The sequence below is a fragment of the Rhodococcus sp. NPDC019647 genome (assembly GCF_044389235.1).
Taxonomy (GTDB): Bacteria; Actinomycetota; Actinomycetes; order Mycobacteriales; family Mycobacteriaceae; genus Rhodococcus_F; species Rhodococcus_F oxybenzonivorans.
The window spans coordinates 1-20,008 of the sequence record NZ_JBIRXS010000021.1; the positions used below are offsets into that span (position 1 = coordinate 1).

General features: G+C 69.1%; 22 protein-coding genes. 16 read left to right on the forward strand and 6 right to left on the reverse strand.

Annotation, left to right across the window (positions count from 1 at the left end; all coding sequences use genetic code 11):
* Both ACH49N_RS27485 and ACH49N_RS27490 read left to right on the forward strand, forming a co-directional pair.
* Nucleotides 1-529: HAD-IC family P-type ATPase (locus tag ACH49N_RS27485; protein WP_358275733.1), on the forward strand; the 529-nt coding region annotated here is incomplete at its 5' end.
* A 296-nt stretch (nt 530-825) separates the two neighbouring features.
* A complete protein-coding gene (locus ACH49N_RS27490; RefSeq protein WP_358275901.1) occupies nt 826-1,167 on the forward strand; it encodes a metal-sensitive transcriptional regulator in 342 nt (113 codons plus the stop codon).
* A gap of 27 nt (nt 1,168-1,194) precedes the next feature.
* Here the strand turns inward: ACH49N_RS27490 and ACH49N_RS27495 are convergent, their stop codons facing one another.
* Nucleotides 1,195-1,587 (reverse strand): metalloregulator ArsR/SmtB family transcription factor, encoded by a 393-nt coding sequence (locus tag ACH49N_RS27495; RefSeq protein ID WP_358275734.1) that lies wholly within the window; start codon nt 1,585-1,587, stop codon nt 1,195-1,197.
* A gap of 144 nt (nt 1,588-1,731) precedes the next feature.
* Between ACH49N_RS27495 and ACH49N_RS27500 the strand changes: the two genes are divergently transcribed.
* The 4 genes from ACH49N_RS27500 (at nt 1,732) to ACH49N_RS27515 (ending at nt 5,360) form a co-directional block, all read left to right on the forward strand.
* Nucleotides 1,732-2,139, forward strand: coding sequence for a four-helix bundle copper-binding protein (locus ACH49N_RS27500; protein ID WP_358275736.1), 408 nt, complete (start codon nt 1,732-1,734; stop codon nt 2,137-2,139).
* Nucleotides 2,140-2,191: 52 nt separating this feature from the next.
* A complete protein-coding gene (locus ACH49N_RS27505; protein ID WP_358275737.1) occupies nt 2,192-2,911 on the forward strand; it encodes a DUF305 domain-containing protein in 720 nt (239 codons plus the stop codon).
* 63 nt (nt 2,912-2,974) lie between these two features.
* Entirely contained in the window at nt 2,975-3,202 is a 228-nt protein-coding gene (locus ACH49N_RS27510) for a heavy metal-associated domain-containing protein (RefSeq protein WP_358275738.1), read from the forward strand.
* 25 nt (nt 3,203-3,227) lie between these two features.
* Nucleotides 3,228-5,360, forward strand: coding sequence for a copper-translocating P-type ATPase (locus ACH49N_RS27515; protein WP_358275740.1), 2,133 nt, complete (start codon nt 3,228-3,230; stop codon nt 5,358-5,360).
* 209 nt (nt 5,361-5,569) lie between these two features.
* Here the strand turns inward: ACH49N_RS27515 and ACH49N_RS27520 are convergent, their stop codons facing one another.
* Nucleotides 5,570-6,145 carry a TetR/AcrR family transcriptional regulator gene (locus ACH49N_RS27520; protein ID WP_358275742.1) on the reverse strand — a complete coding sequence of 192 codons (576 nt, stop codon included), beginning with the start codon at nt 6,143-6,145 and terminating at the stop codon, nt 5,570-5,572.
* 107 nt (nt 6,146-6,252) lie between these two features.
* On the opposite strand from ACH49N_RS27520, the gene ACH49N_RS27525 reads away from it, so the two are divergent.
* Both ACH49N_RS27525 and ACH49N_RS27530 read left to right on the forward strand, forming a co-directional pair.
* Nucleotides 6,253-6,543 (forward strand): hypothetical protein, encoded by a 291-nt coding sequence (locus ACH49N_RS27525; RefSeq protein WP_358275744.1) that lies wholly within the window; start codon nt 6,253-6,255, stop codon nt 6,541-6,543.
* A 2-nt stretch (nt 6,544-6,545) separates the two neighbouring features.
* Nucleotides 6,546-7,061 carry a DUF2269 domain-containing protein gene (locus ACH49N_RS27530; protein ID WP_358275903.1) on the forward strand — a complete coding sequence of 172 codons (516 nt, stop codon included), beginning with the start codon at nt 6,546-6,548 and terminating at the stop codon, nt 7,059-7,061.
* 34 nt (nt 7,062-7,095) lie between these two features.
* Here ACH49N_RS27530 and ACH49N_RS27535 read toward each other — a convergent pair whose 3' ends face one another.
* The 4 genes from ACH49N_RS27535 to ACH49N_RS27550 all read right to left on the reverse strand — a co-directional run bounded on the left by ACH49N_RS27535 (nt 7,096) and on the right by ACH49N_RS27550 (nt 10,748).
* Nucleotides 7,096-7,974 (reverse strand): peptidoglycan DD-metalloendopeptidase family protein, encoded by an 879-nt coding sequence (locus tag ACH49N_RS27535; protein WP_397504807.1) that lies wholly within the window; start codon nt 7,972-7,974, stop codon nt 7,096-7,098.
* A 727-nt stretch (nt 7,975-8,701) separates the two neighbouring features.
* Nucleotides 8,702-9,508, reverse strand: coding sequence for a cytochrome c biogenesis CcdA family protein (locus ACH49N_RS27540; RefSeq protein WP_358275746.1), 807 nt, complete (start codon nt 9,506-9,508; stop codon nt 8,702-8,704).
* Complete coding sequence (locus tag ACH49N_RS27545; protein WP_358275747.1) at nt 9,505-10,110, reverse strand: TlpA disulfide reductase family protein; 606 nt, start codon at nt 10,108-10,110, stop codon at nt 9,505-9,507. Before ACH49N_RS27545 ends, ACH49N_RS27540 begins: the two co-directional genes overlap by 4 nt.
* Nucleotides 10,107-10,748 carry a TlpA disulfide reductase family protein gene (locus ACH49N_RS27550; RefSeq protein ID WP_358275748.1) on the reverse strand — a complete coding sequence of 214 codons (642 nt, stop codon included), beginning with the start codon at nt 10,746-10,748 and terminating at the stop codon, nt 10,107-10,109. The genes ACH49N_RS27545 and ACH49N_RS27550 overlap by 4 nt, the downstream gene beginning before the upstream one ends.
* A 325-nt stretch (nt 10,749-11,073) precedes the next feature.
* On the opposite strand from ACH49N_RS27550, the gene ACH49N_RS27555 reads away from it, so the two are divergent.
* The 8 genes from ACH49N_RS27555 to ACH49N_RS27590 all read left to right on the forward strand — a co-directional run bounded on the left by ACH49N_RS27555 (nt 11,074) and on the right by ACH49N_RS27590 (nt 19,963).
* Nucleotides 11,074-11,454 carry a BlaI/MecI/CopY family transcriptional regulator gene (locus tag ACH49N_RS27555; protein WP_358275750.1) on the forward strand — a complete coding sequence of 127 codons (381 nt, stop codon included), beginning with the start codon at nt 11,074-11,076 and terminating at the stop codon, nt 11,452-11,454.
* Entirely contained in the window at nt 11,451-12,413 is a 963-nt protein-coding gene (locus ACH49N_RS27560; protein ID WP_358275751.1) for a M56 family metallopeptidase, read from the forward strand. Before ACH49N_RS27555 ends, ACH49N_RS27560 begins: the two co-directional genes overlap by 4 nt.
* A 115-nt stretch (nt 12,414-12,528) precedes the next feature.
* On the forward strand, nt 12,529-12,918 hold the full coding sequence (locus ACH49N_RS27565) for a hypothetical protein (protein WP_358275753.1): 390 nt from the start codon (nt 12,529-12,531) through the stop codon (nt 12,916-12,918).
* A gap of 106 nt (nt 12,919-13,024) precedes the next feature.
* The gene (locus tag ACH49N_RS27570; RefSeq protein ID WP_358275755.1) at nt 13,025-14,137 is read left to right on the forward strand and encodes a PLP-dependent cysteine synthase family protein; all 1,113 of its coding nucleotides are present in this window, start codon (nt 13,025-13,027) and stop codon (nt 14,135-14,137) included.
* Nucleotides 14,137-15,426, forward strand: a complete 1,290-nt coding sequence (locus ACH49N_RS27575; RefSeq protein WP_358275757.1) for an MFS transporter — start codon at nt 14,137-14,139, stop codon at nt 15,424-15,426. The genes ACH49N_RS27570 and ACH49N_RS27575 overlap by 1 nt, the downstream gene beginning before the upstream one ends.
* 125 nt (nt 15,427-15,551) lie before the next feature.
* The gene (locus tag ACH49N_RS27580; RefSeq protein WP_358275758.1) at nt 15,552-17,099 is read left to right on the forward strand and encodes a multicopper oxidase family protein; all 1,548 of its coding nucleotides are present in this window, start codon (nt 15,552-15,554) and stop codon (nt 17,097-17,099) included.
* 98 nt (nt 17,100-17,197) lie between these two features.
* Entirely contained in the window at nt 17,198-18,016 is an 819-nt protein-coding gene (locus ACH49N_RS27585; RefSeq protein ID WP_358275759.1) for a F510_1955 family glycosylhydrolase, read from the forward strand.
* A 6-nt stretch (nt 18,017-18,022) separates the two neighbouring features.
* Nucleotides 18,023-19,963 (forward strand): copper resistance protein CopC, encoded by a 1,941-nt coding sequence (locus ACH49N_RS27590; RefSeq protein ID WP_358275761.1) that lies wholly within the window; start codon nt 18,023-18,025, stop codon nt 19,961-19,963.
* The last annotated feature ends 45 nt before the right edge of the window (nt 19,964-20,008 follow it).

Sequence of the window (20,008 nt, forward strand, 5' to 3'; positions counted from 1 at the left end):
CACCTCGGCCGAGGCGATCGGACAGCTGCGCAGGCTGGGCCTGACGCCGATCATGCTCACCGGCGACAACACCGCCGCCGCCCGCGCGATCGCCGACCAGGTCGGTATCGACGAGGTGATCGCCGAAGTGCTGCCCGCCGACAAGGTGGACGTCGTCAAACGGCTGCAGGATCAGGGCAAGGTCGTCGCGATGGTCGGCGACGGTGTCAACGACGCAGCCGCCCTGGCGCAGGCCGACCTCGGTCTGGCGATGGGCACCGGCACCGACGTCGCGATCGAGGCCAGCGACCTGACCCTGGTGCGCGGGGACCTCCGCGCCGCCGCGGATGCAATCCGGTTGGCCCGCAAGACGTTGGGCACCATCAAGGGCAACCTGTTCTGGGCCTTCGCCTACAACGTCGCCGCCCTCCCCCTGGCCGCGGCCGGTCTGCTCAATCCGATGCTCGCCGGTGCGGCGATGGCGTTCTCGTCGGTGTTCGTGGTCAGCAACAGCCTGCGGCTGCGCCGATTCCGGTCCCTCACCGGATAACCGCGGACAGGAAGACACCCAGGAGGTGGGGTGGGCGGGGCGTGCAGGCACCCACCCACCCCACACACCCTTTTACCCCATGCAGTCCCCGAAAGGAGACCGGCCATGTCCTCGGTGACAACAACCCTGGTGCGCATCACCCGACACCCCGCGACCCGGGCGGCGGCCCGATGCGCGGTGAGGTGCGCCGCATCGGCGATCGGCCGCCGGGTCGACGGCCCACATCCCGCCCCGAATACCCCGGGAGGGCATAATCGGGGGTGCTCGGCATGACACTCGGATTCCAGGAGGACACCATGGCCACCACTCCCGCGGCCACCCAGGGACCTGCCGAGACCGACGGCCATGACCATGCCGCGCACGGCTACATCACCGAAAAGGACGCCTACCTCAAGCGCCTCAAGCGCATCGAAGGCCAGGCCCGCGGACTGCAGCGGATGGTCGAGGAAGACAAGTACTGCATCGACATCCTCACCCAGGTCTCCGCGATGACCAAGGCCTTGCAGGCCGTGGCCATGGGACTGCTCGAAGACCACATCAGTCACTGCGTGGTCGACGCCGCCGTTGCCGGCGGTCCCGAAGCCGACGCGAAGATCAAAGAGGCCACCGACGCGATCGCCCGGCTCGTCCGCTCCTGAGGCACCGGTATCGGCACCGTCCGAGGGTCAGTCGTCGTCGTCCACCCCGGCGTTCTCGTCGGAAATCTCGACGAGGCGACGCAGGCAATGCATCCGCAGCGGTTCCGGAAACCCGTCCGCGAGACGGTAATAGACGGTGCGGCCCGCCTTGCGGCGGGTGACCATACCGGCGGTGCGCAGGATCCGCAGGGCGTACCCGACGGCGTCCTCGCCGAGGTCGAGAGTCAGGGCGATATCGCCCACACACAGTTCCTCGGCCAGATCGAGCGCGTAGATCACCCGGGTCCGGGTGGGGTCGGCGAGCAGGCTCAGAATGCTGCTCAACCGGGCGGCGTCGTCGCGGCTGAGCAACCGCTCACGGGCATGCGCCACCCGCTCCGGATCGACCGGGTGCCCCTCGGTGATGGACGCGTGACTCATGCACCCATTCTGACCCACCACGCACCCACCCCGCGGACCGACCGACTGTTTACCCGTACGGGTTTACGGGTATAGGGTGACGGGGCCGACGTTGTGTCAGCGGCTTCCGCCGCCGACATGCCCCTTCACGGAAAGGGAGTCATCGTGAGCACAGCCGAGAGAATGCTCGACAGCTATCCGAAGAATCTGGGGCACATCGACCAGCCGAAACTTCTGGCCTGCATCGAGGCGTGTGTCGAGTGCGCGCAGACCTGCACGGCCTGCGCCGATGCGTGTCTGAGTGAGCCGTCGGTGGCCGACCTGACCACCTGCATCCGCACCAACCTCGACTGCGCCGACATCTGCGAGACCACCGGGCGGGTGCTCTCCCGCCACACCGGCTTCAACCCCGATCTCACCTCCGCGATCCTCGAAACGTGTGTCACAGCGTGCAAGTCGTGCGCAGATCGGTGCGCCGAGCACGCCTCGATGCACGAGCACTGCTCGGTCTGCGCCGATGCGTGCCGGCGGTGTGAGAGCGCCTGCCGCGAGTTGTTCGCCGCACTCGACTGACCCCGTCTGCGCCACCGCATCCGCCGAAAAGAAAGAGAGAAGGTTGTTGTCGATGAACAAGTCCCTCGCCGCCTGCGCCGCATCGGCGGCGCTGCTGCTGGCCCTGACCGCATGTGGTGATTCCGGCACCGAGGAGAGCGCCGCGACCACCACCTCGGCCGCCGTCACCACCTCGGTGAGCGCGGAGAACGGTGCCGCCGAGCACAACGACGCCGATATCGCCTTCGCACAGGGGATGGTTCCCCACCACAGCCAGGCGATCGAGATGAGCGACATGCTGCTCGCCAAGCAGGGGATCGACCCCCGGGTAGTCGACCTTGCCCAGCAGATCAAGGCCGCGCAGGGCCCGGAGATCGAGCAACTCAACGCCTGGCTGACCGCGTGGGGCCAAGGCACCGCAGCGACCACCACGACCGGCATGAACATGACCGAGTCCATGCCCATGGGCACCGGGATGCAGATGCCCGAGGCACCGGGGGTGGTACCGCCGGCGGGCACTACGGGGATGGACATGCCCGGGATGGAGGGCGGCGACGAGATGGAGGGGATGATGTCGGCCGAAGACATGGCTGCCCTGCGCGACGCCCAGGGCGTTGATGCCGCCAAACTCTTTCTCACCCAGATGATCGAGCACCACAAGGGTGCGATCACCATGGCCCAGACCGAGGTGGAGGACGGCCAGAACGCGCAGGCGAAAGCGATGGCGCAGAACATCATCACCACCCAGCAGCAGGAAATCACCACCATGGAACAGATCCTGTCGACCCTCTAGACCGATATGCGGCTGCCACACGACCCCTTTCCGTCCCGCGGTCGTGAGGCGGAAAGGGCTCTCGTGAGCATTACCAATACCTACGCGGTCACCGGGATGACCTGCGAGCACTGCGTCAAAGCGGTGCGTGAGGAGATCGAACAACTCGACGGGGTGAGCGCCGTCGACATCGATCTCACGGTCGGCGGCCAGTCCCGGGTCGCCGTCACCGCCGACACGCCGTTGCCGCTCGATCAGGTTCGCGGCGCCGTCGAAGAAGCCGGTTACCATCTCGCCACCCCGGCGAGCTGACCCCAGGACCACGAAGGATTGACGAATGGCGCATCCGAGCGGGCATTCCGAGGCCGGCATCCACGCCGGTGACCACCGCCACCACGCGGAGCAGGCGGCCGAAAAACACGGTGCCGGACACGATCACGGCGGACACGATCACGGTGGCGGCCGGGACAAACACAAAGGCCACGGCGCCCACGGGGAGGTGTTCCGCCGCAAATTCTGGGTGAGCCTGGCCCTGTCTATCCCGGTGGTGATCTTCAGCCACATGGTCGCCGACCTCCTCGGCTACACGATGCCCGAATTTCCCGGCGTGATGTGGATCGCCCCTGTCCTGGGCACGGTGATCTTCTTCTACGGTGGCATGCCCTTCCTCTCCGGCGCCCGGAGCGAGCTGCAAGCCCGACAGCCCGGAATGATGCTGCTGATCGGCATGGCCATCTCGGTGGCCTTCATCGCCTCCTGGATCACCACCCTCGAGCTCGGTGGGTTCAATCTCGACTTCTGGTGGGAGCTGGCCCTTCTCATCGTGATCATGCTGCTCGGGCACTGGCTCGAGATGCGCGCCCTCGGATCGGCATCCGGGGCGCTCGAGGCCCTCGCCGCGCTGCTGCCGGACACCGCCGACAAGATCACCGACGACGGTATCACCGAGGTACCGATCTCCGAGCTGACCACCGGTGATCTGGTCCTGGTCCGGGCCGGGGCCCGGGTTCCGGCGGACGGCACCGTGACCGACGGCGTCGCCGAGGTCGACGAATCGATGATCACCGGCGAATCCAAGCCCGTCCCCCGGGCGGTGGGCGACACCGTGGTCGCCGGCACGGTGGCCACCGACAGCGCCCTGCGGGTGCAGGTGTCCGCCGTCGGCGAGGACACCGCCCTGGCCGGCATCCAGCGGATGGTGGCCGACGCGCAGGAATCCTCCTCCCGCGCCCAGGCTCTCGCCGACCGGGCCGCCGCCTTCCTGTTCTACTTCGCCACCCTCGCCGGCATCATCACCTTCGCGGTCTGGACATTGATCGGCAACCTCGACGAGGCGGTGGTCCGCACCGTCACGGTCCTGGTCATCGCCTGCCCCCACGCCCTCGGCCTGGCCATCCCGTTGGTGATCGCCATCTCCACCGAACGCGCCGCCAAGGCGGGAGTTTTGGTCAAGGACCGGCTCTCCCTGGAACGGATGCGGACCGTCGACGTGGTCCTGTTCGACAAGACCGGCACCCTCACCCAGGGCAAGCATGCCGTCACCGGACTCGCGGCGAGTGCGGCCGTCACCGAGGACGACCTCCTCGCCCTCGCCGCCGCCGTCGAAGCCGACAGCGAACATCCGGTCGCCAGGGCCATCGTCGCCGCCGCCGCAGCCACGGTCCCCGCTTCAGCGGGCAGCTCTGCCACCGACTTCCGGTCCCTGCCCGGCCGCGGCGTGCGCGCCACCATCGACGGCACCGACGTGTCGGTCGGCGGACCGGCCATGCTCGCCGACCTCGGTGTCACCGTCCCGCCCGAGGTCGCCGCGGCAACCCAGCCGTGGGTGGGCCGCGGCGCGTCGGTGCTGCACGTGGTCCGCGGCGGCGGCGTGGTCGGCGCCCTCGCCCTCGAGGACAAGGTGCGGGACGAGTCCCGCCAGGCCATCGACGCCCTGCACCGGCGGGGAATCAAGGTCGCCATGATCACCGGGGACGCCCGGCAGGTCGCCGACGCCGTCGCCGCCGATCTGGGTATCGACGAGGTGTTCGCGGACGTGCTGCCGGAGAACAAGGACGCGAAGGTCGCCGAATTGCAGGCCCGCGGGCACAAAGTGGCGATGGTCGGCGACGGCGTCAACGACGCCCCCGCCCTGGCCCGGGCCGAGGTCGGTGTCGCGATCGGCGCGGGCACCGACGTGGCGATCGAATCGGCCGGGGTGGTGCTTGCCGCCGACGACCCCCGCGCGGTGCTCTCCATCATCGACCTCTCGCGGGCCAGTTACCGCAAGATGTGGCAGAACCTGGTGTGGGCCACCGGTTACAACATCATCGCCGTCCCCCTCGCCGCCGGCGTGCTGGCCTTCGCCGGGGTCGCCATCTCCCCGGCCGTGGCGGCGGTGTTGATGTCGGTCTCAACCATCGTCGTCGCGCTCAACGCGCAGCTTCTGCGCCGGATCGACCTCGACCCGGACCGGCTCGTCCAGCACTGATTCCGAGCGACGCGCCCTGCTGCGGGTGTTTCACCGGGACAGCAGGACGCCGATATTGGCCCAAACCTTCTCGAGGACAACACGCTCCGACGTTCCCGGATCCGGGTCCCCACCGACATGTTCACCGACGAGACCCGGCTCCCCCCACACACGACGACCGGTGCTGACAATGTTCGGTCAATGACAGACGGCCCCGGCGGGCCGCGCGGTCAGCGCGCGGGGCGCAGCCCACCCAAGGTGACCTGCACGAGCCGCTGGACCGCTTCCCGGGTGGGAAGGCCGGTGGCGGCGGTCAGGGCGTGCAGGCAGTACCTCGCCAGCTCGTCGGCGGCGATGTCGTTCCTGAGCTCGCCGGCGGCGGCGGCCTCGGCGATCAGGTCCGTGATGAAGTCGGTGAGGTGGTGTTGCGCCCGGCCGACGTGCTCACCGCGATGCAACGCGGCGGTGTCCACCGTGGGCTCATGGTCGTGGAGGATCAGGGCGTAGGCGGCGAGCACCGCCCCCAGCCGGGCCGCGGCGCCGCCGACGGTGCGATCCCGCACCTCGGCGAGATAGTCCAGATGCCTGAGGATCTGACGTTCGTGCCAGGCCAGGACGATCGCTTGTACGTCGGGAAAGTACTTGTACAGCGTCGCCCGGCCGATACCGGTGTCCTCGGCGATCCGCGACATCGTCACCGACGCGAGCCCATGGTGGGCGACCAGCGTCGCGGTGGCGTCCATGACCGCCTCGCGGACCGCTTTGCGATGCTCCTCGATCGTCTCGTTCCACAGCTTCGGCACCATTGAAGTGTACGCACCGGCGCACACAACACAGTGCGATTGGGGCGTGACGCTGTGTATCGTAAAACATCGGTTATGCAGCATTCCCTGTTGCTCGGACGGAGGCCACGATGACTGAACCCACTCCCCACGCCGATTCCCCCCGCCCCGGCGATGCCGGTGGTTCCGGTCCTCGGCGTGAACCCACGCCGCGCTGGGTAAAAGTGGTCGGCATCGTCGTCGGCGTCCTGCTCGCGCTGGTGATCCTGCTGATGATCTTCGGCGGCGGCAATCACGGCCCCGGTCGGCACCTGTCCGCCGGGAACACCGTCGGCCCTGCTTCGTTCAGCGAGGACGTCGACGTCATCCAATCCGATGGTTACCTCGGTGATCGTCTCGGCGCGCGGACGGTCGCTGCGTGAGCATGCCGCCGGGGCTGCGGAAGCTCGCGCGCACCGTGCACATCTGCGCCTCGGTCGGCTGGCTCGGCGCGGTGCTCACGTATCTGGCGTTGGCCATGGCCGCGCTGATGAATTCCGGGACGTCGACCGGGCGGACCCTGTATCCCGCGATGGAACTTCTCGTCTGGGCGGTGATCCTTCCGCTCAGTCTGGCATCACTGGTCACCGGGCTCATCTCGTCGCTGGGCACCCCGTGGGGCCTGCTCCGGCACTACTGGGTGCTGTTCAAACTGGTGCTCAATGTCGGCGCGTCGGCCGTGTTGTGGCTGTACACGCGGTCGATCGACCACTCCGCCGCCATCGCCGCGAGAACGACCCTGTCCGATGCCGAGGTGCTGGTGCTGAGAAACCCGACCCATGTGGTCCACGCCGGTGGCGCCGTCCTGGTGTTGCTCGCCGCGACCGTACTCGCGGTGTACAAGCCGCGAGGTCTGACCCGGTATGGGTATCGAAGCCAACGTACGGCGGCGACCCGGTAGCTCCACACCCACCTTGGGAGCAGGGATGAAGTCGTCAGTCCAGGCCGATGATCGATGCGCCTCGTTTGGTGAGCCACTTGAGCGGGTCGGTCTTGTCCCCGTCGGATGTTTCGACTTCGAAGTGCAGGTGCGGCCCGGTCGAGTTGCCCCGATTTCCGATGGTGGCGATCTTCTGGCCGGCCTTCACCCGCTGGCCGACCTCGACGAGGTTGTCGTTGTTGTGGCCGTAGGTGGTGATGGTTCCGTCGTCGTGCCGAATCCGCACCCACAGCCCGTATCCCTGGGCCGGTCCGGCGTTGATGACCTCTCCGTCGGCGACGGCGACGATCGGCGCGCCCAAGGTGTTGGCGATATCGATGCCCCCGTGATCGCGCCCGTCTCCGAAGGGTGAGGTGATCGTGCCGGACGACGGTGCAACGAACGCACGGCTACCGGGCCGATTCCAGGTCTTCGGTTGCGGTGCTGGCGCCGGGTCTTCCTGCACCGTCCCGGCTTCGTCGTGCGACTCGGTTTCGTCGTGCGGCTCGGTCCCGTCAGTAGTGCGAGTCTCGTCCAGGGCCTCGGTGCCGTCAGCGTTCTCGGTGCCGCCGGGAGTGTCGGTGCCGTCTGGGGTGTCGGTGCCGCCGGGAGTGTCGGTGCCGTCCGGGGTGTCGGTGCCGTCCGGGGTGTCGGTGCCGTCGTCGTGAATCTCGGTCTCGTCGTGCGCCTCGGTCCCGCTCCCCACCCCGGTTTCGGGGGGTAGTTCCGTGGTGTCCGAGGCCGGTGCATGCGGCAACGGCGTTACCGGCTGGGCCGTGGTCTGGTGTGGTGCAGCGCTCGCGCCGCCCGGTGTGCTGGGCCCCTCCGGGGAGGTTTCGTACTGCGGTGCGGCGGAATCGGTTGCGGCGGGAGGCTCGCTGGCTGCTCCGAGCACAGCGGGATCCTCCGCGGCCGTGGGTTCATCGACCGGGGTGGGGTTCTCACCCGACGATTCGGTGGATGTTCCGGAGAGGTCCGGCTGCGCCGCGGTCGTCGGCGGCGCACCGGTGGCAGGGTCGTATTCGAGGGCGGCGAGCAATCTCGGGCCGATGCTCGCGTCGATGCCGGTGAGTTCATTGGTGCAGGCGTTCAGGGCACCGCCGATGCCGGGTTCGCCGTGTGCCGCCCACGCTCCCAGGCAACTCGCGAGCATCTGTTGGGCGGCCAGGGCGTCCTCGAGGGATCCGTTGGCCTGCGCGTTCTGCAGGCTGGTGGAGGCGATGTTCGCCACCTTCTGCCAGAGGCTGGGGTCGACGATGACCACGTCCGGGTCGGCGGCATCCGCGGTCATGGTCAGCGCATTGGCGACCGCGGCCGCGAACGACGACGGCGCGGACACATGGGTGGCGGATGCGGTCGGCGCACTGGCGAGGAAGAGCGCGGCGGTGGCGGTCGAGCCGCCGACGACCAGCGCGGTCAGTCTCCTACGTGCGGCGAAAGCGCCTGTTGTGCCTCGCATCGCGGTCCCTTCTGAAATTCACGCTCTGCACGAATGAACGGTCAACCGGACGAACGATGCGGCGTGAGTAAGTCAAGACGACACGCCGTAACGCTAGTGCATTTCCTTACCTTCAGTGCCGCTAATGCCCTTCTTCCTCAGAGCTGACATTCAGAAACATCAGTCAGATCGGTAGCACAATGTTGCTGACGAACTCGTCCCGAAGCCAGGCAATGAACAGATCCCACGCCCCGATCAGCAGAGCGACACCGACCACGATGAGGGCGATCCCACCGACGATTTGGATGGTCCGCGAATGCCGGCGCAACCAGCCCGCCCCGGCCATGGCCCTCGTCGATCCGAACGCGAGCAGGATGAACGGCAATCCCAGGCCGGCGCAGTAGGCGATGATCAACACCACACCTCTGGCGGCCGTGGCGCCTTCGGTTCCGGCCGTGACCGACAGGACGCCGGCGAGAGTGGGACCGAGGCACGGTGTCCAGCCCAGCGCGAAGACCGCCCCGAGCAGCGGAGCGCCGGCGAGGTGCCCGATCCGTCGAGGGCGGGGCCGGGTGTCCTTCTGCAGTGCCGGGATCAGTCCGAGGAAGGCCAACCCCATGACGATGGTGACGCCGCCGCCGAGGCGTTGGAGCAGTTCCCGGTTCAGTTGCAGGACGCTGATCAGCCCGAAGACCGAGGCGGTGGCGAGGACGAAGACGACGGTGAAGCCGGCGACGAACAAGATGGCGGCGCCGGTGACCCGGATCCTGGCCGCGGTCCGCACCCGGAGGTCACCGGCCCGGTCGGTGGAGGTTTCGGCTCCGGCGATTCCGGCCAGGTAGGACAGGTATCCCGGAACGAGGGGAATGCAGCACGGCGAGGCGAAGGAGACCAGCCCGGCCAGGGCGGCGGCCCCGAGCGCCAGGAGCAGGGGGCCGGTGGCCGCGGCGGCCTGGAAGCTGGTGCCGACATCTTGGGCGAGCAGGTTCATGATTCGGCCGCTATTCGTTCGATCACCGGTTGCAGGTCCTCGGTGAGCAGGGCCCGCAGGTAGACGGCGGCGACCTTGTGATCGCGGTCGAGGATCAGGGTGGAGGGGATGACGCTGGTCGGATAGCCGCCGCCGAGGGCGAGCAGGGTGCGCATGGGTGGGTCGTAGATGGAGGGGTAGGTGACGGCGTTGTCTGTGACGAAGTCCTGCGCCTTGTCGCGGTGCGGGTCGCGGACGTTGATGCCGAGGAATTGCACACCGAGGTCCCGGGTAGCGGTGAACGCGCGCTCGAGGTCGTCGGCCTCGCTGCGGCAGGGGGCGCACCATTGCCCCCACAGGTTGATCACCACGACCTGCCCGGCGTAGTCGGCGAGGGAGACCGGCTCGTCCGTCATCAGCTCGGCCCCGGACAGTGCTCCGATCGATCCACGGAAGCTCGGTGGGTCGTAGAAGATGTCCGTCTGTCCGCCGGGGGCGACGAAGTCGAAGGTGCCGCCCTGGGCGACGGCGTCCGCGCCGGTGGCGCATGCCGTTGCCGTGAGCAGTGCCGCGCAGACGGCCGCGAGGACGGCTCGCCTCGGCCTCGGTCTCGGGGTGGTCATGACAACTCGCGAACGGCTCGGTGGATTTGGGTGGGATCGTCGAAGACCGCGGGGGTGGTGATGCGGTGGATCGAGCCGTCCGGGCGCAGCAGGAAACTCAGGGGCAGTACCGGTGGTGCGGCGAGCGCGCCGCGCAGCGCGGCGGCGTCGGTGTCACCGAAGGACGGATAGTGCGCCCCCAGTTCGGTGAGCAGCGCCAGTGCGGCGGTGGAGCTGTCGTCGACATCGATGCCGACGACGCGGATCGCATCCGGGGTGTGGGTGTACGCCTCGAGGACGGGGATCTCCTCCCGGCACGGTCCACACCAGGAGGCCCACAGGTTGATCAGGGTCGGCTCCCCGTTCAGGGCGGCACCGAGATCGACCTCGGTGGCCGAGCCGAGGCAGCGGGCGGTGATGCCGCTCAACACTCCGGCCCCGGTGGTCGCCGATTCTGCCGCCGGGCACGGCTGCAGCGCTGCGGCGGCGAGCCGGTCCGGGTCGCCCTGGTCGCTTCCTCGGCCCAGTGCCGTGGCGGTGCCCGCTCCGGTGGAGGGATCGTTCCCGGTGTGGCGTGGCCAGAGGGCGATGATCAGCACGACGATCACCGCCAGAATCGGCACGAGCCAACGAATTCCGACCGGCATGGGTTGACTCATGTCGTGGTTCTTCGGATCCTGCGGTCTCCGGGCCGGTTACGAGGGCATCATCATCGAGCACATGTCGCACATCTGGCACATCGTGCCGTTGAGCATCATCATCTGGCAGTCCCACCAGGCCTGCAGGTTGCTCACCATATCCAGCATCATCGGCTCCATTCCTCGATTCGGACGCGATATCCCGCACCCCAATATACGTACTACGTACGTAGATAGTAGATACGGTGGTCCTTTGCGGCGTCCGCACTGGTGGGCGCGAGGACCGAGGCGGTGAACACCGTCCGGCGCGTCGTAGGCTGGGGCGACGAACTTGGTGGGAGGCCACATGCGAGTGCGCGGCTTCGGCGAACTCGAAGCGGTAGTGATGGAGCGGCTGTGGGACCGGGACGGGCCGACGACGGTCCGTGCGGTGTTCGACGACATGGCCCGGGGCCGGGAGATCGCCTACACCACGGTGATGTCGACGATGGACAACCTGCATCGCAAGGGGTGGCTCGAGCGTGAACGCAGTGGCAAGGCGTTCCGGTACTGGCCCACCCTGACCCGGGAGGAGCACAGCGCCCGGTTGATGCGGGAGGCATTCCACTCCGGCGGCAGGTCCGATGTGGTCTTGACCTACTTCTTCGAGCAGATGAGCGAGGAGGAGGCCGCCGGTCTTCGGGTGGCCCTGCAGCGGATGGCCACCGACGAGGACGCCGGCCGATGATGAGCGCGGCGGCGTGTTTCCTGCTTTTCAGTGGGCTCGTTGCCGTTCTCGGCCCGCCGGTGCTGCGCCGCCTGACCCATGGTGGCCTCGCCCCGCGGCTGGGCGTGCTCGCCTGGGCGGCGGCGATTGCGAGCGTGGTGCTCTCGTGGGCGATGGCAGCCCTGCTGGTTGTGCTCGACCTACTCCGGCACCGCACTCTGCCCGGCGGGTCGATGATCGGCGCGTGCCTGGCCCACCTGCGGGAAACGGTCGGCGGCGCCGACACCGCAGTCGAGATGGTGGGAGTCGCCGTGGGCGCAACGGTGGTCTCGGCCACCGCGTGGATCGGTTGCCGACTCGCGGTGGGCCTGGTGCGCCTGCGGAGGCAAACGCACGGCCACGCCCGCCGCGCCCGCCTGATCGGACGCCGGGTGTCCGGCGTCGATGCGGTGGTCATCGACAACACCGAGCGCGTCGCCTACTGCGCCGCAGGTCGCCCGCACGCGGTGGTGATCACCACCGCCGCACTCGCGGCCCTCGATGACCGGCAGGTCCAGGCCGTCCTCGCGCACGAGCGCGCCCATCTGGCCGGGCACCACGCGCAGATACTCGCCGTCCTGCGAGTGCTGGCCGCCGCCCTGCCTGGTATCACGGTGTTCACCGCCGCCGCGCTGGAGGTCGCTCGCCTGCTGGAAATGTGTGCCGACGACTGCGCCGCCCGGGTGCACGGGCCGCGGACCCTGCTCACCGGGCTGATCGCGTTGTGCGCCCCGGCGCAGGTCCCCGATGGGGCCCTCGGTGCCGGCAACATCGCCCTCATGGAGCGGGCCGGACGCCTGGCATCCCCGCCGTCACGGTCGGCGAAGATCCGGGTACGGGTGATGTCGGCGGCCGTGGCCGCCGCGCTGACCGCCGCCCCGATCGCCCTGACCGTACTCGAGGTGACCGGAACCATGTGGTGCCTGCCGACGGCCTGGTGACCAGCGTGAATCGAACCCGCGACCGCGCCCATCGCCCGACTGTCTGGACCAATGCCCAGGTCACGGCTGCTACAGTCGAGAAATTGTGACGGCACTTGCGATACGCCCCCCGCGTATGCGGACGGTAGTCGCGGTCGCCGCTGTCCTGTATCTGCTCGCGCACACGATCGCCCAGTGCGGCATCTTCCTCGCGCACGGTCACCACGGCGAGGACGTTCACGTCTCCTCCTCGTCCGCCCTACCTGCCGAGGAGCTCACTCCCGGGCACGCGCACATCGACGACGGATCGACCCACGCGGCGCACGAGGCGCACACCGTCGTCGCCATGCCCCGATCCGACAATCCGCTCCGCCCGCTGACCGTCGCCGCGGTTGTCGCGATGGCCCTGGCGGTGGTGCTGGTGGTCCTGTCGGCGCCGCGCACTCCGCGGGCCCCGCCGGATCAACCCATTCCCATCCGGCGCGGCCGGACCGTTCTGAACGAACTCTGTATCAACAGGTGCTGATCAGCAGCCCGCAGGCCATCTGAGGACTTTCCCTCGTGGCCCAGCTCGTGCTGCCCATCACTCACCCACTGCTCTTGTCGCAGTCACATACAGGGATTTTTTCATCATGAACAGTGCTGTTCCCACCACCCTGATTCCACCATCGTCCGCTGCACCCCTGCCGGCCGCCGCTCACCGGTGCCCGCAACCGAGCACCATGGTCGGCAACACCCCCGTGTTGTGGATCGGTGAACCGTTCGCCGACGCCGGGCGGGGTTTCTGGGCGAAACTAGAAGGCTCCAATCCCGGTGGGATGAAAGACCGCCCCGCCCTGCACATGGTCGAGAAGGCGAAGGCGCGCGGTGACCTCGCCCCGGGTGCGATGATCATCGAATCCACGAGCGGCACCCTGGGTTTGGGCCTGGCGTTGGCCGGGATCACCCATCACCATCCCGTCACCCTCGTCACCGACCCCGGTCTGGAACCGATCGTGTACCGGATGCTCGCCGCCTACGGTGCCCACGTCGAATTGGTCACCACCCCCCACCCCACCGGCGGCTGGCAGCAGGCCCGGCGTGAGAAGGTCAGTGAGCTCCTCGGCGCCCATCCGGGGTCGTGGTGCCCGGATCAATACACCAACCCCGACAACGTCGCCGCGTACGAGTCGCTCGCGCACGAACTCATCGCCCAGCTCGGCCGCGTCGACACGCTGGTGTGCTCGGTGGGCACCGGCGGGCACTCCGCCGGTGTGGCCCGGGTGCTGCGCCGGTTCTACCCCCACCTGAAACTGGTCGGCGTCGACACCGTCGGATCGACCATCTTCGGGCAACCCGCCAGTACCCGGCTCATGCGCGGACTGGGCTCGAGCATCTATCCCGACAACATCGACTATCCCGCGTTCGACGAAGTGCACTGGGTGGCCCCACACGAAGCGGTGTGGTCGTGCCGCACCCTGGCGGCCACCCACCACGCCAGCGGCGGCTGGAGCGTCGGCGCCGTCGCCCTGACCGCCGGCTGGATCGCCCGCACCAGCCCTCCGGACACCCGGGTCGCAGCCGTCTTCCCCGACGGCCCGCAGCGCTACTTCGACACCATCTACAACGACGACTACTGCGCCGAGCACGGCCTGCTGAACGCGAACCCACCGACGGAGCCGGCCACCATCGACCACCCGACCGACCAGATCGTGCAGTCCTGGACCCGGTGCGCCACCGTCGTCGATCCCACAGAGAGCGTGTGATGAAGAACCTTCTGACCCAGTTCCGCAGCTTCGACCGGCCCGCCCAGGTCCTGATGGTCAACCAGTTCTCCATCAACGTGGGTTTCTACATGCTGATGCCGTATTTGGCCGGATACCTGGCCGGACCCCTGGGACTGGCGGCGTGGGCGGTCGGACTGGTGCTGGGTATGCGGAACTTCTCCCAGCAGGGGATGTTCCTGCTCGGCGGCACCCTCGCCGACCGCCTCGGCTACAAACCTCTCATCGTGGCCGGCTGCCTGCTGCGGGTCGCCGGGTTCGTGCTGCTCGCGGCCGTGGAATCACTGCCGGCGATCCTGCTCGCCTCGGTCGCCACCGGATTCGCCGGAGCACTGTTCAACCCGGCGGTGCGGGCATATCTGGCCGCCGACGCCGGGCCCCGGCGGGTCGAGGCGTTCGCCACCTTCAACGTGTTCTATCAGGCCGGGATTCTGCTGGGCCCGCTGATCGGGCTCGCCCTGACCACCCTCGATTTCCGGGTCACCGCACTGGCCGCGGCCGCGGTCTTCGCCGTGCTGACGATCGTGCAGATCTGGGCACTGCCCGCGCACCGGGCCGAACCGGCCGCGGCCAAGACGTCCGTACTCGAGGACTGGCGGGTGGTGGTCGCCAACCGGCCCTTCGTCCTGTTCGCGCTGGCGATGATCGGGTCCTATGTGCTCTCCTTCCAGATCTATCTGGCGCTGCCGCTGCAGGCGGCGGTGGTGGTCGGCGACGGCCGGTCCGACACCGCCCTGGTGACCTCGCTGTTCGTGGTCTCGGGGGTGGTGGCCATCGCGGGGCAGTTGCGGATCACGTCCTGGTTCTCCCGCCGGTGGGGTTCGGGGCGGTCCCTGGTGGTCGGCATGGCGATCATGGCGGTGGCGTTCTTGCCGCTGATCGCGCTGCCGGGCCCGGCCACCGCCGGCGGATTGGCCGCCGCCGGCGCCCTGGTGCTGACCGCCGCCCTGTTGGCGGTCGGCACCGCCGCGGTGTTTCCGTTCGAGATGGACACGGTCGTCGCCCTCTCCGGCGGCCGGCTCGTGGCCACCCATTACGGCTTCTACAACACCGTCGTCGGGCTCGGCATCCTGCTCGGCAACCTGGGCACCGGCGCCGTCTTCGGGATCCTGCGCGATGCGGACCTGGGTGCGCTGATCTGGGTGGCGTTGACCGGTGTCGGGGCGGTGTGTGTGGCCGCGCTGTATCTACTCGACCGCTCCGCCCGACTCTCCCCACCGCCGGTCGAACCGGCGGTGACCGAGACCGACGAGGTACCGGCCGCGACCTAGGCCGCCGGGGTGCCCGCCCTGATCAGACACCGACCTCACCCCATCTACTATGCAACTACGTAGATTGGGTGGGGTTGTCGGCGACAGTCCCGTGCCGCCCTCTGCGCTCGAACAGGAGTTTGTGCATGATCGAACCTTTTCCCGGCGCCGCCCGCCTGTCGCGCCGGAACTTTCTGGCGCTGGCCGGTCTGGGGGTAGCAGCGACCGCGGTCGGGTGCAGCAGGGGCGGCGGTGCCGCACCGGCGCCGCACGCCGTCGGCCCCGACTCGACGGCGGTGCGGGCGGCCGAGCAGGTCCGCAAAGCCAATATCGGGACCGGGAACACGGTCACCGCCTCGCTGCAGGCTCGTCCGACCCGGATCGACCTGGGCGGGGTCCAGGTCGATACCTGGGCCTACGGCGACCGGATCCCCGGCCGGGAGATCCGGCTGCGCCGCGGCGATCTGCTCCGCGCCGAGCTGAGCAACGACCTGCCGGCCGAGTCGACCATCCACTGGCACGGTCTCGCGTTGCGTAACGACATGGACGGGGTGCCCGGGTTGACCCAGGCCGCCATCGCCCCCGACAACCCGTTCACCTACGAGTTCCTCGCCCCGGCCGCCGGTACCCACTGGCTCCACCCCCATGTCGGGATGCAGTTCGACCGGGGCCTCTACGCCCCGGTCATCGTGGAAGATCCCGCCGAGGGCTCCGATTACGACCTCGAGTCCGTGCTCGTGCTCGATGACTGGCTCGACGGGGTGGCCGGCGCAACCCCGGACCGGCAACTCGACGCCCTGCGGCGCGGTGGGATGCCGATGAACGGCATGGGCATGGACCACGGCGGGATGACCGGGATGGGCATGGGGTCGCAGATCGATCCCGCCAACCCGCTCGGCGCCGACACCGGCGACGTGGACTATCCCTACTATCTGATCAACGGCACCCTCGGCGCCGACCCGTTCACGGTGCGGGCCCGACCCGGGCAACGGGTGCGGTTGCGGATCATCAACGCCGGCGCGGACACCGCGTTCCGCGTCGCGGTCGGCGGCCATCAGCTGACCGTCACCCACAGCGACGGATATCCCGTGCAGCCGGTCACCGGGTCCTCGCTGCTGATCGGCATGGGTGAGCGCTTCGATGCGATCGTCACACTCGGCGACGGGGTCTTCCCCCTCGTCGCCTCCGCGGAAGGCAAGCAGGGGCAGGGGTTCGCCGTGATCCGCACCGGGGCCGGTGGACGACTCGACCCGGTCATCCGCACTGCCGAGCTCGACGCACCCCCGATCACCGGCCTGACGCTGCGCTCGCGTGAGGATGTTCGACTCGACCGCCGTAACCCGGACCGGGTGCACGAGCTGATGCTGGGGATGGACATGTCCGGGTATCGGTGGACGATCAACGGCGCCACCTACGGCGAGCACACCCCGCTCGAAATCACCCAGGGTCAACGGGTGCGGCTCCGGTTCGTCAACAAGACCATGATGTTCCACCCCATGCACCTGCACGGACACACCTTCCAGGTCGTCGACGGCCAGGGCGCCGGTCCCCGCAAGGACACAACCTTGGTGCTGCCGAATCAGAGCGTCGAGGTCGACCTCGACGCGGACAACCCCGGCCAGTGGCTGGTGCACTGCCACAACCTCTATCACGGCGAGGCCGGGATGATGACCACGCTGTCCTACACCGAATAACCTCTCCCCGCAACGGCATACGAGGCCGGCCATGTGGCGACCGTCGATGCGCCCCTGATTCCCCGTCCCTCCCCTCACGTACAGAATGAGACCCGAAGATGGCTGCCCACCCGATCACCCGCACCCTGCTGCCCACCGCCGCCGCTCTGCTGCTGCTCACCGGCTGCACCTCTGGGGCCGACGAGCCCACGACACCCGACACCTCCGTGCCGACAGTCGATTTCAGCTCCGAACTGTCCCACCTGCACGGACTGCACGTGGGCAAGGACGGCACCGTGCTGGCCGGCACGCACACGGGCATCTTCGCCATCGACACCTCCGGCTCCACCTCCCGCGTCGGCGGCTCCGACGACGACTTCATGGGACTGACCGGTGTACCCAACACCGACAACCTGTTCGCCTCCGGTCACCCCGGGCCGTCCAGCTTCGCCGCCAACCCGCTGGGGCTGCGCAGCAGCACCGACGGGGGCGGCAGCTGGATGGACCGCTCCCTGGCCGGGCAGGTCGATTTTCATGCCCTCAGCACGGACGGCCGCATCCTGGTCGGATTCGACGGCACCGATGGGCTGCTCGTCTCGACCGACGCCGGCACCACCTGGACGCCGGGCGCGAAACTGGTCGCCGCCGCACTGGCGATCAACGACAACGGGGTATGGGCGGTGACCCCAGCGGGCCTCGAACACAGCACCACCGCCGCCCGCACGTTCTCGCCCGTGCCGGACGCCCCGCAGCTGGTGATGATCGCCGGCGCCGGGGATGCGCTGTGGGGCATCGACGTCGACGGGTACGCCTGGCGCACCCGCGAAGGACAGGACTGGCAGAAACGCGCCCAGGTCGGCACCGTCGACGCGCTGACCGCCCCCAACTACGACACCGCCTACGCCGCCACCTCCCAGGCGCTCTACACCCTGAACTGAACCGGCATGCCCACCCCCGCCCGACCCCTGCTCCGTAGTCTGATAATTCTGCTGGCCCTGACAGCGCTCGCCATGATGACGGGCGTCGGGGCGGGGCCGGCCAACGCCCATCCCACCCTGCTGTTCACCGATCCAGGATCGGACACCGCGGTCGCCGATTCCCCACCCACGATCACGTTGATGTTCAACGAGCCGGTCACTCCCGGGGCGCCCGCGGTCGTCGTCACCGGCAGCGACGGCCGAACGGTGCCGATGGGTGTCGCCGAATCCGTACGGGGCGGACGGGCTCTCACCGCCCGCCCGGCCGAGGCGCTGGCACCGGGCACCTACACCGTGCGCTGGCTGGTGACCGGCGCCGACGGCGATCTCGTCGAGCAGGAGTTCCGGTTCGCCATCGGTCTCGCCCTGACCGATGCCGCGGGCGCGGGCGACGGCGAGTCGACGTCGTGGACCGATGCTGCGCTGCGGTGGTTGCTGTTCCTCGGGCTCGCCCTCGCGTTCGGTGGCCTGGTCGCCGAACGCGTCACCACCACCGCCCGACGCGAGAATCCGGCGCTCCCGACGGTGCGGTCCCCGGTGCCGGCCGGCGCCCTCCTCGGGTTGGCCGGCGTCCTCGGACTCGGCGCAGCACTGGCCGCATCCACCGACACCGTCAGTGTGCTGTGGCAGGAACGTGCCGGCCTGGTCTTGCTCACCGAGGCCGCAGGATTGGTGCTGGCCGCCGCGCTGGCCTTTGCCGGTCGCCGGGGATGGGCGGCGGCACCGCTGATACTGGTGATCGCGGCGGAAGGGGTGCGCTCGCACGCCAATATCGCCGCACCCGGGTGGGGTGGTGCGCTCACCGCGATCCATCTAGCGGCCGCCGCGATCTGGGTGGGCGCCCTGCTGCACACCGCCCGCGCGGTGCTGGCCTGGTGGAGCGAACGGGCCGCGGTGCGGTGGGTGTTGGCGGGTTACACCCGGCTGGCGGTGTGGACCTTCCTGGTCGTGGTCGCCACCGGCACCGCCACCGCCCTGCAGCTGATCCCGGTCTCCGCCCTGCTGTCGACGGCCTACGGTCAGGTGCTGGTGGTCAAGCTGGTGCTGGTCGCCGCCGCCTCAGCGGTGGCGCTGACCGCCCGGTGGGGGATGCGCACCCCGGAACGGCTCCCCTCGGTGCGGAATCGGGTTCGGGCCGAGAGCGTGTTGCTGGTCGCGGTCCTGGCGGCCAGCGCCGCCCTGGTCTCCACCACCCCGGCCGGCAGCTCCCAGCAACCCGGTCCCCCGCCGCCGGCCGGTCCGGTCCTGCCGCTGGGGACCCTCGCCGGGCAGGTCGGGGTATCGGTCGCCGCCAGCGACGGGCAACTGGTGGTGCGGCTGGCCACCCCTCGCCGCGGTGACTACTACGCCCCCGAACCGGGCCAGGACTTCACCTTGTCGGGGCGGATCGCCGCCGCGGAAGGCGACAGTGCCCTCGCCCTGCGCGGGTGCGGGCCGGGGTGTTTCGTCGCACCGGCCACCTGGCAGGGCGGGGACAACGTGCTCACCCTCGGCGTGGCCGCGGCGGGCTGGCAGGGCAATACGGTCAGTCTGCTCGTGCCCTGGCCGACCGCACCCGGCGGCGACAACCTGGCCCGCGCCGTCGCCGCGACCCGCGCCGAGGGCGAGCTGACCGTGTACGAGTCGGTGACCAGCGACACCACCACCGCCGCGCCCGAACCGCAGCGACTCGACCTGCCCGCCGACTTCTTCCTGGCGCAGGAACCGTACGCCGATGGCACCGCCCCGCTGGCGGTCCGGTTGCCGCACCCGGATGGGACTGTGCGACTGGCGCTCGGCTACCCGGCCGCCGGGATGAACGTGCTGCTCACCCTCGACGGCGCCGGCCGGATCAGCGAGGAAACGCTCACCGACACCAAACATCTCGTCACCCGCAGATTCCTCTACCCGGAACCTGGCGGGGAATGAGCGGCGGGCGATCGCATCAGGTCGGGACACCACCCGGCCCGCAAC

Bases quoted from the DNA above. Each gene is read 5' to 3' on its own strand.
- ACH49N_RS27570 (WP_358275755.1), top strand. From the start codon at position 13,025: ATGAACAGTGCTGTTCCCACCACCCTGATTCCACCATCGTCCGCTGCA.
- ACH49N_RS27555 (WP_358275750.1), top strand. From the start codon at position 11,074: ATGCGAGTGCGCGGCTTCGGCGAACTCGAAGCGGTAGTGATGGAGCGG.
- ACH49N_RS27565 (WP_358275753.1), top strand. From the start codon at position 12,529: ATGCGGACGGTAGTCGCGGTCGCCGCTGTCCTGTATCTGCTCGCGCAC.
- ACH49N_RS27505 (WP_358275737.1), top strand. From the start codon at position 2,192: ATGAACAAGTCCCTCGCCGCCTGCGCCGCATCGGCGGCGCTGCTGCTG.
- ACH49N_RS27545 (WP_358275747.1), bottom strand. From the start codon at position 10,110: ATGACCACCCCGAGACCGAGGCCGAGGCGAGCCGTCCTCGCGGCCGTC.
- ACH49N_RS27580 (WP_358275758.1), top strand. From the start codon at position 15,552: ATGATCGAACCTTTTCCCGGCGCCGCCCGCCTGTCGCGCCGGAACTTT.
- ACH49N_RS27495 (WP_358275734.1), bottom strand. From the start codon at position 1,587: ATGAGTCACGCGTCCATCACCGAGGGGCACCCGGTCGATCCGGAGCGG.
- ACH49N_RS27520 (WP_358275742.1), bottom strand. From the start codon at position 6,145: ATGGTGCCGAAGCTGTGGAACGAGACGATCGAGGAGCATCGCAAAGCG.
- ACH49N_RS27515 (WP_358275740.1), top strand. From the start codon at position 3,228: ATGGCGCATCCGAGCGGGCATTCCGAGGCCGGCATCCACGCCGGTGAC.
- ACH49N_RS27550 (WP_358275748.1), bottom strand. From the start codon at position 10,748: ATGAGTCAACCCATGCCGGTCGGAATTCGTTGGCTCGTGCCGATTCTG.
- ACH49N_RS27590 (WP_358275761.1), top strand. From the start codon at position 18,023: ATGCCCACCCCCGCCCGACCCCTGCTCCGTAGTCTGATAATTCTGCTG.
- ACH49N_RS27575 (WP_358275757.1), top strand. From the start codon at position 14,137: ATGAAGAACCTTCTGACCCAGTTCCGCAGCTTCGACCGGCCCGCCCAG.
- ACH49N_RS27585 (WP_358275759.1), top strand. From the start codon at position 17,198: ATGGCTGCCCACCCGATCACCCGCACCCTGCTGCCCACCGCCGCCGCT.
- ACH49N_RS27540 (WP_358275746.1), bottom strand. From the start codon at position 9,508: ATGAACCTGCTCGCCCAAGATGTCGGCACCAGCTTCCAGGCCGCCGCG.
- ACH49N_RS27530 (WP_358275903.1), top strand. From the start codon at position 6,546: ATGCCGCCGGGGCTGCGGAAGCTCGCGCGCACCGTGCACATCTGCGCC.
- ACH49N_RS27490 (WP_358275901.1), top strand. From the start codon at position 826: ATGGCCACCACTCCCGCGGCCACCCAGGGACCTGCCGAGACCGACGGC.
- ACH49N_RS27525 (WP_358275744.1), top strand. From the start codon at position 6,253: ATGACTGAACCCACTCCCCACGCCGATTCCCCCCGCCCCGGCGATGCC.
- ACH49N_RS27560 (WP_358275751.1), top strand. From the start codon at position 11,451: ATGATGAGCGCGGCGGCGTGTTTCCTGCTTTTCAGTGGGCTCGTTGCC.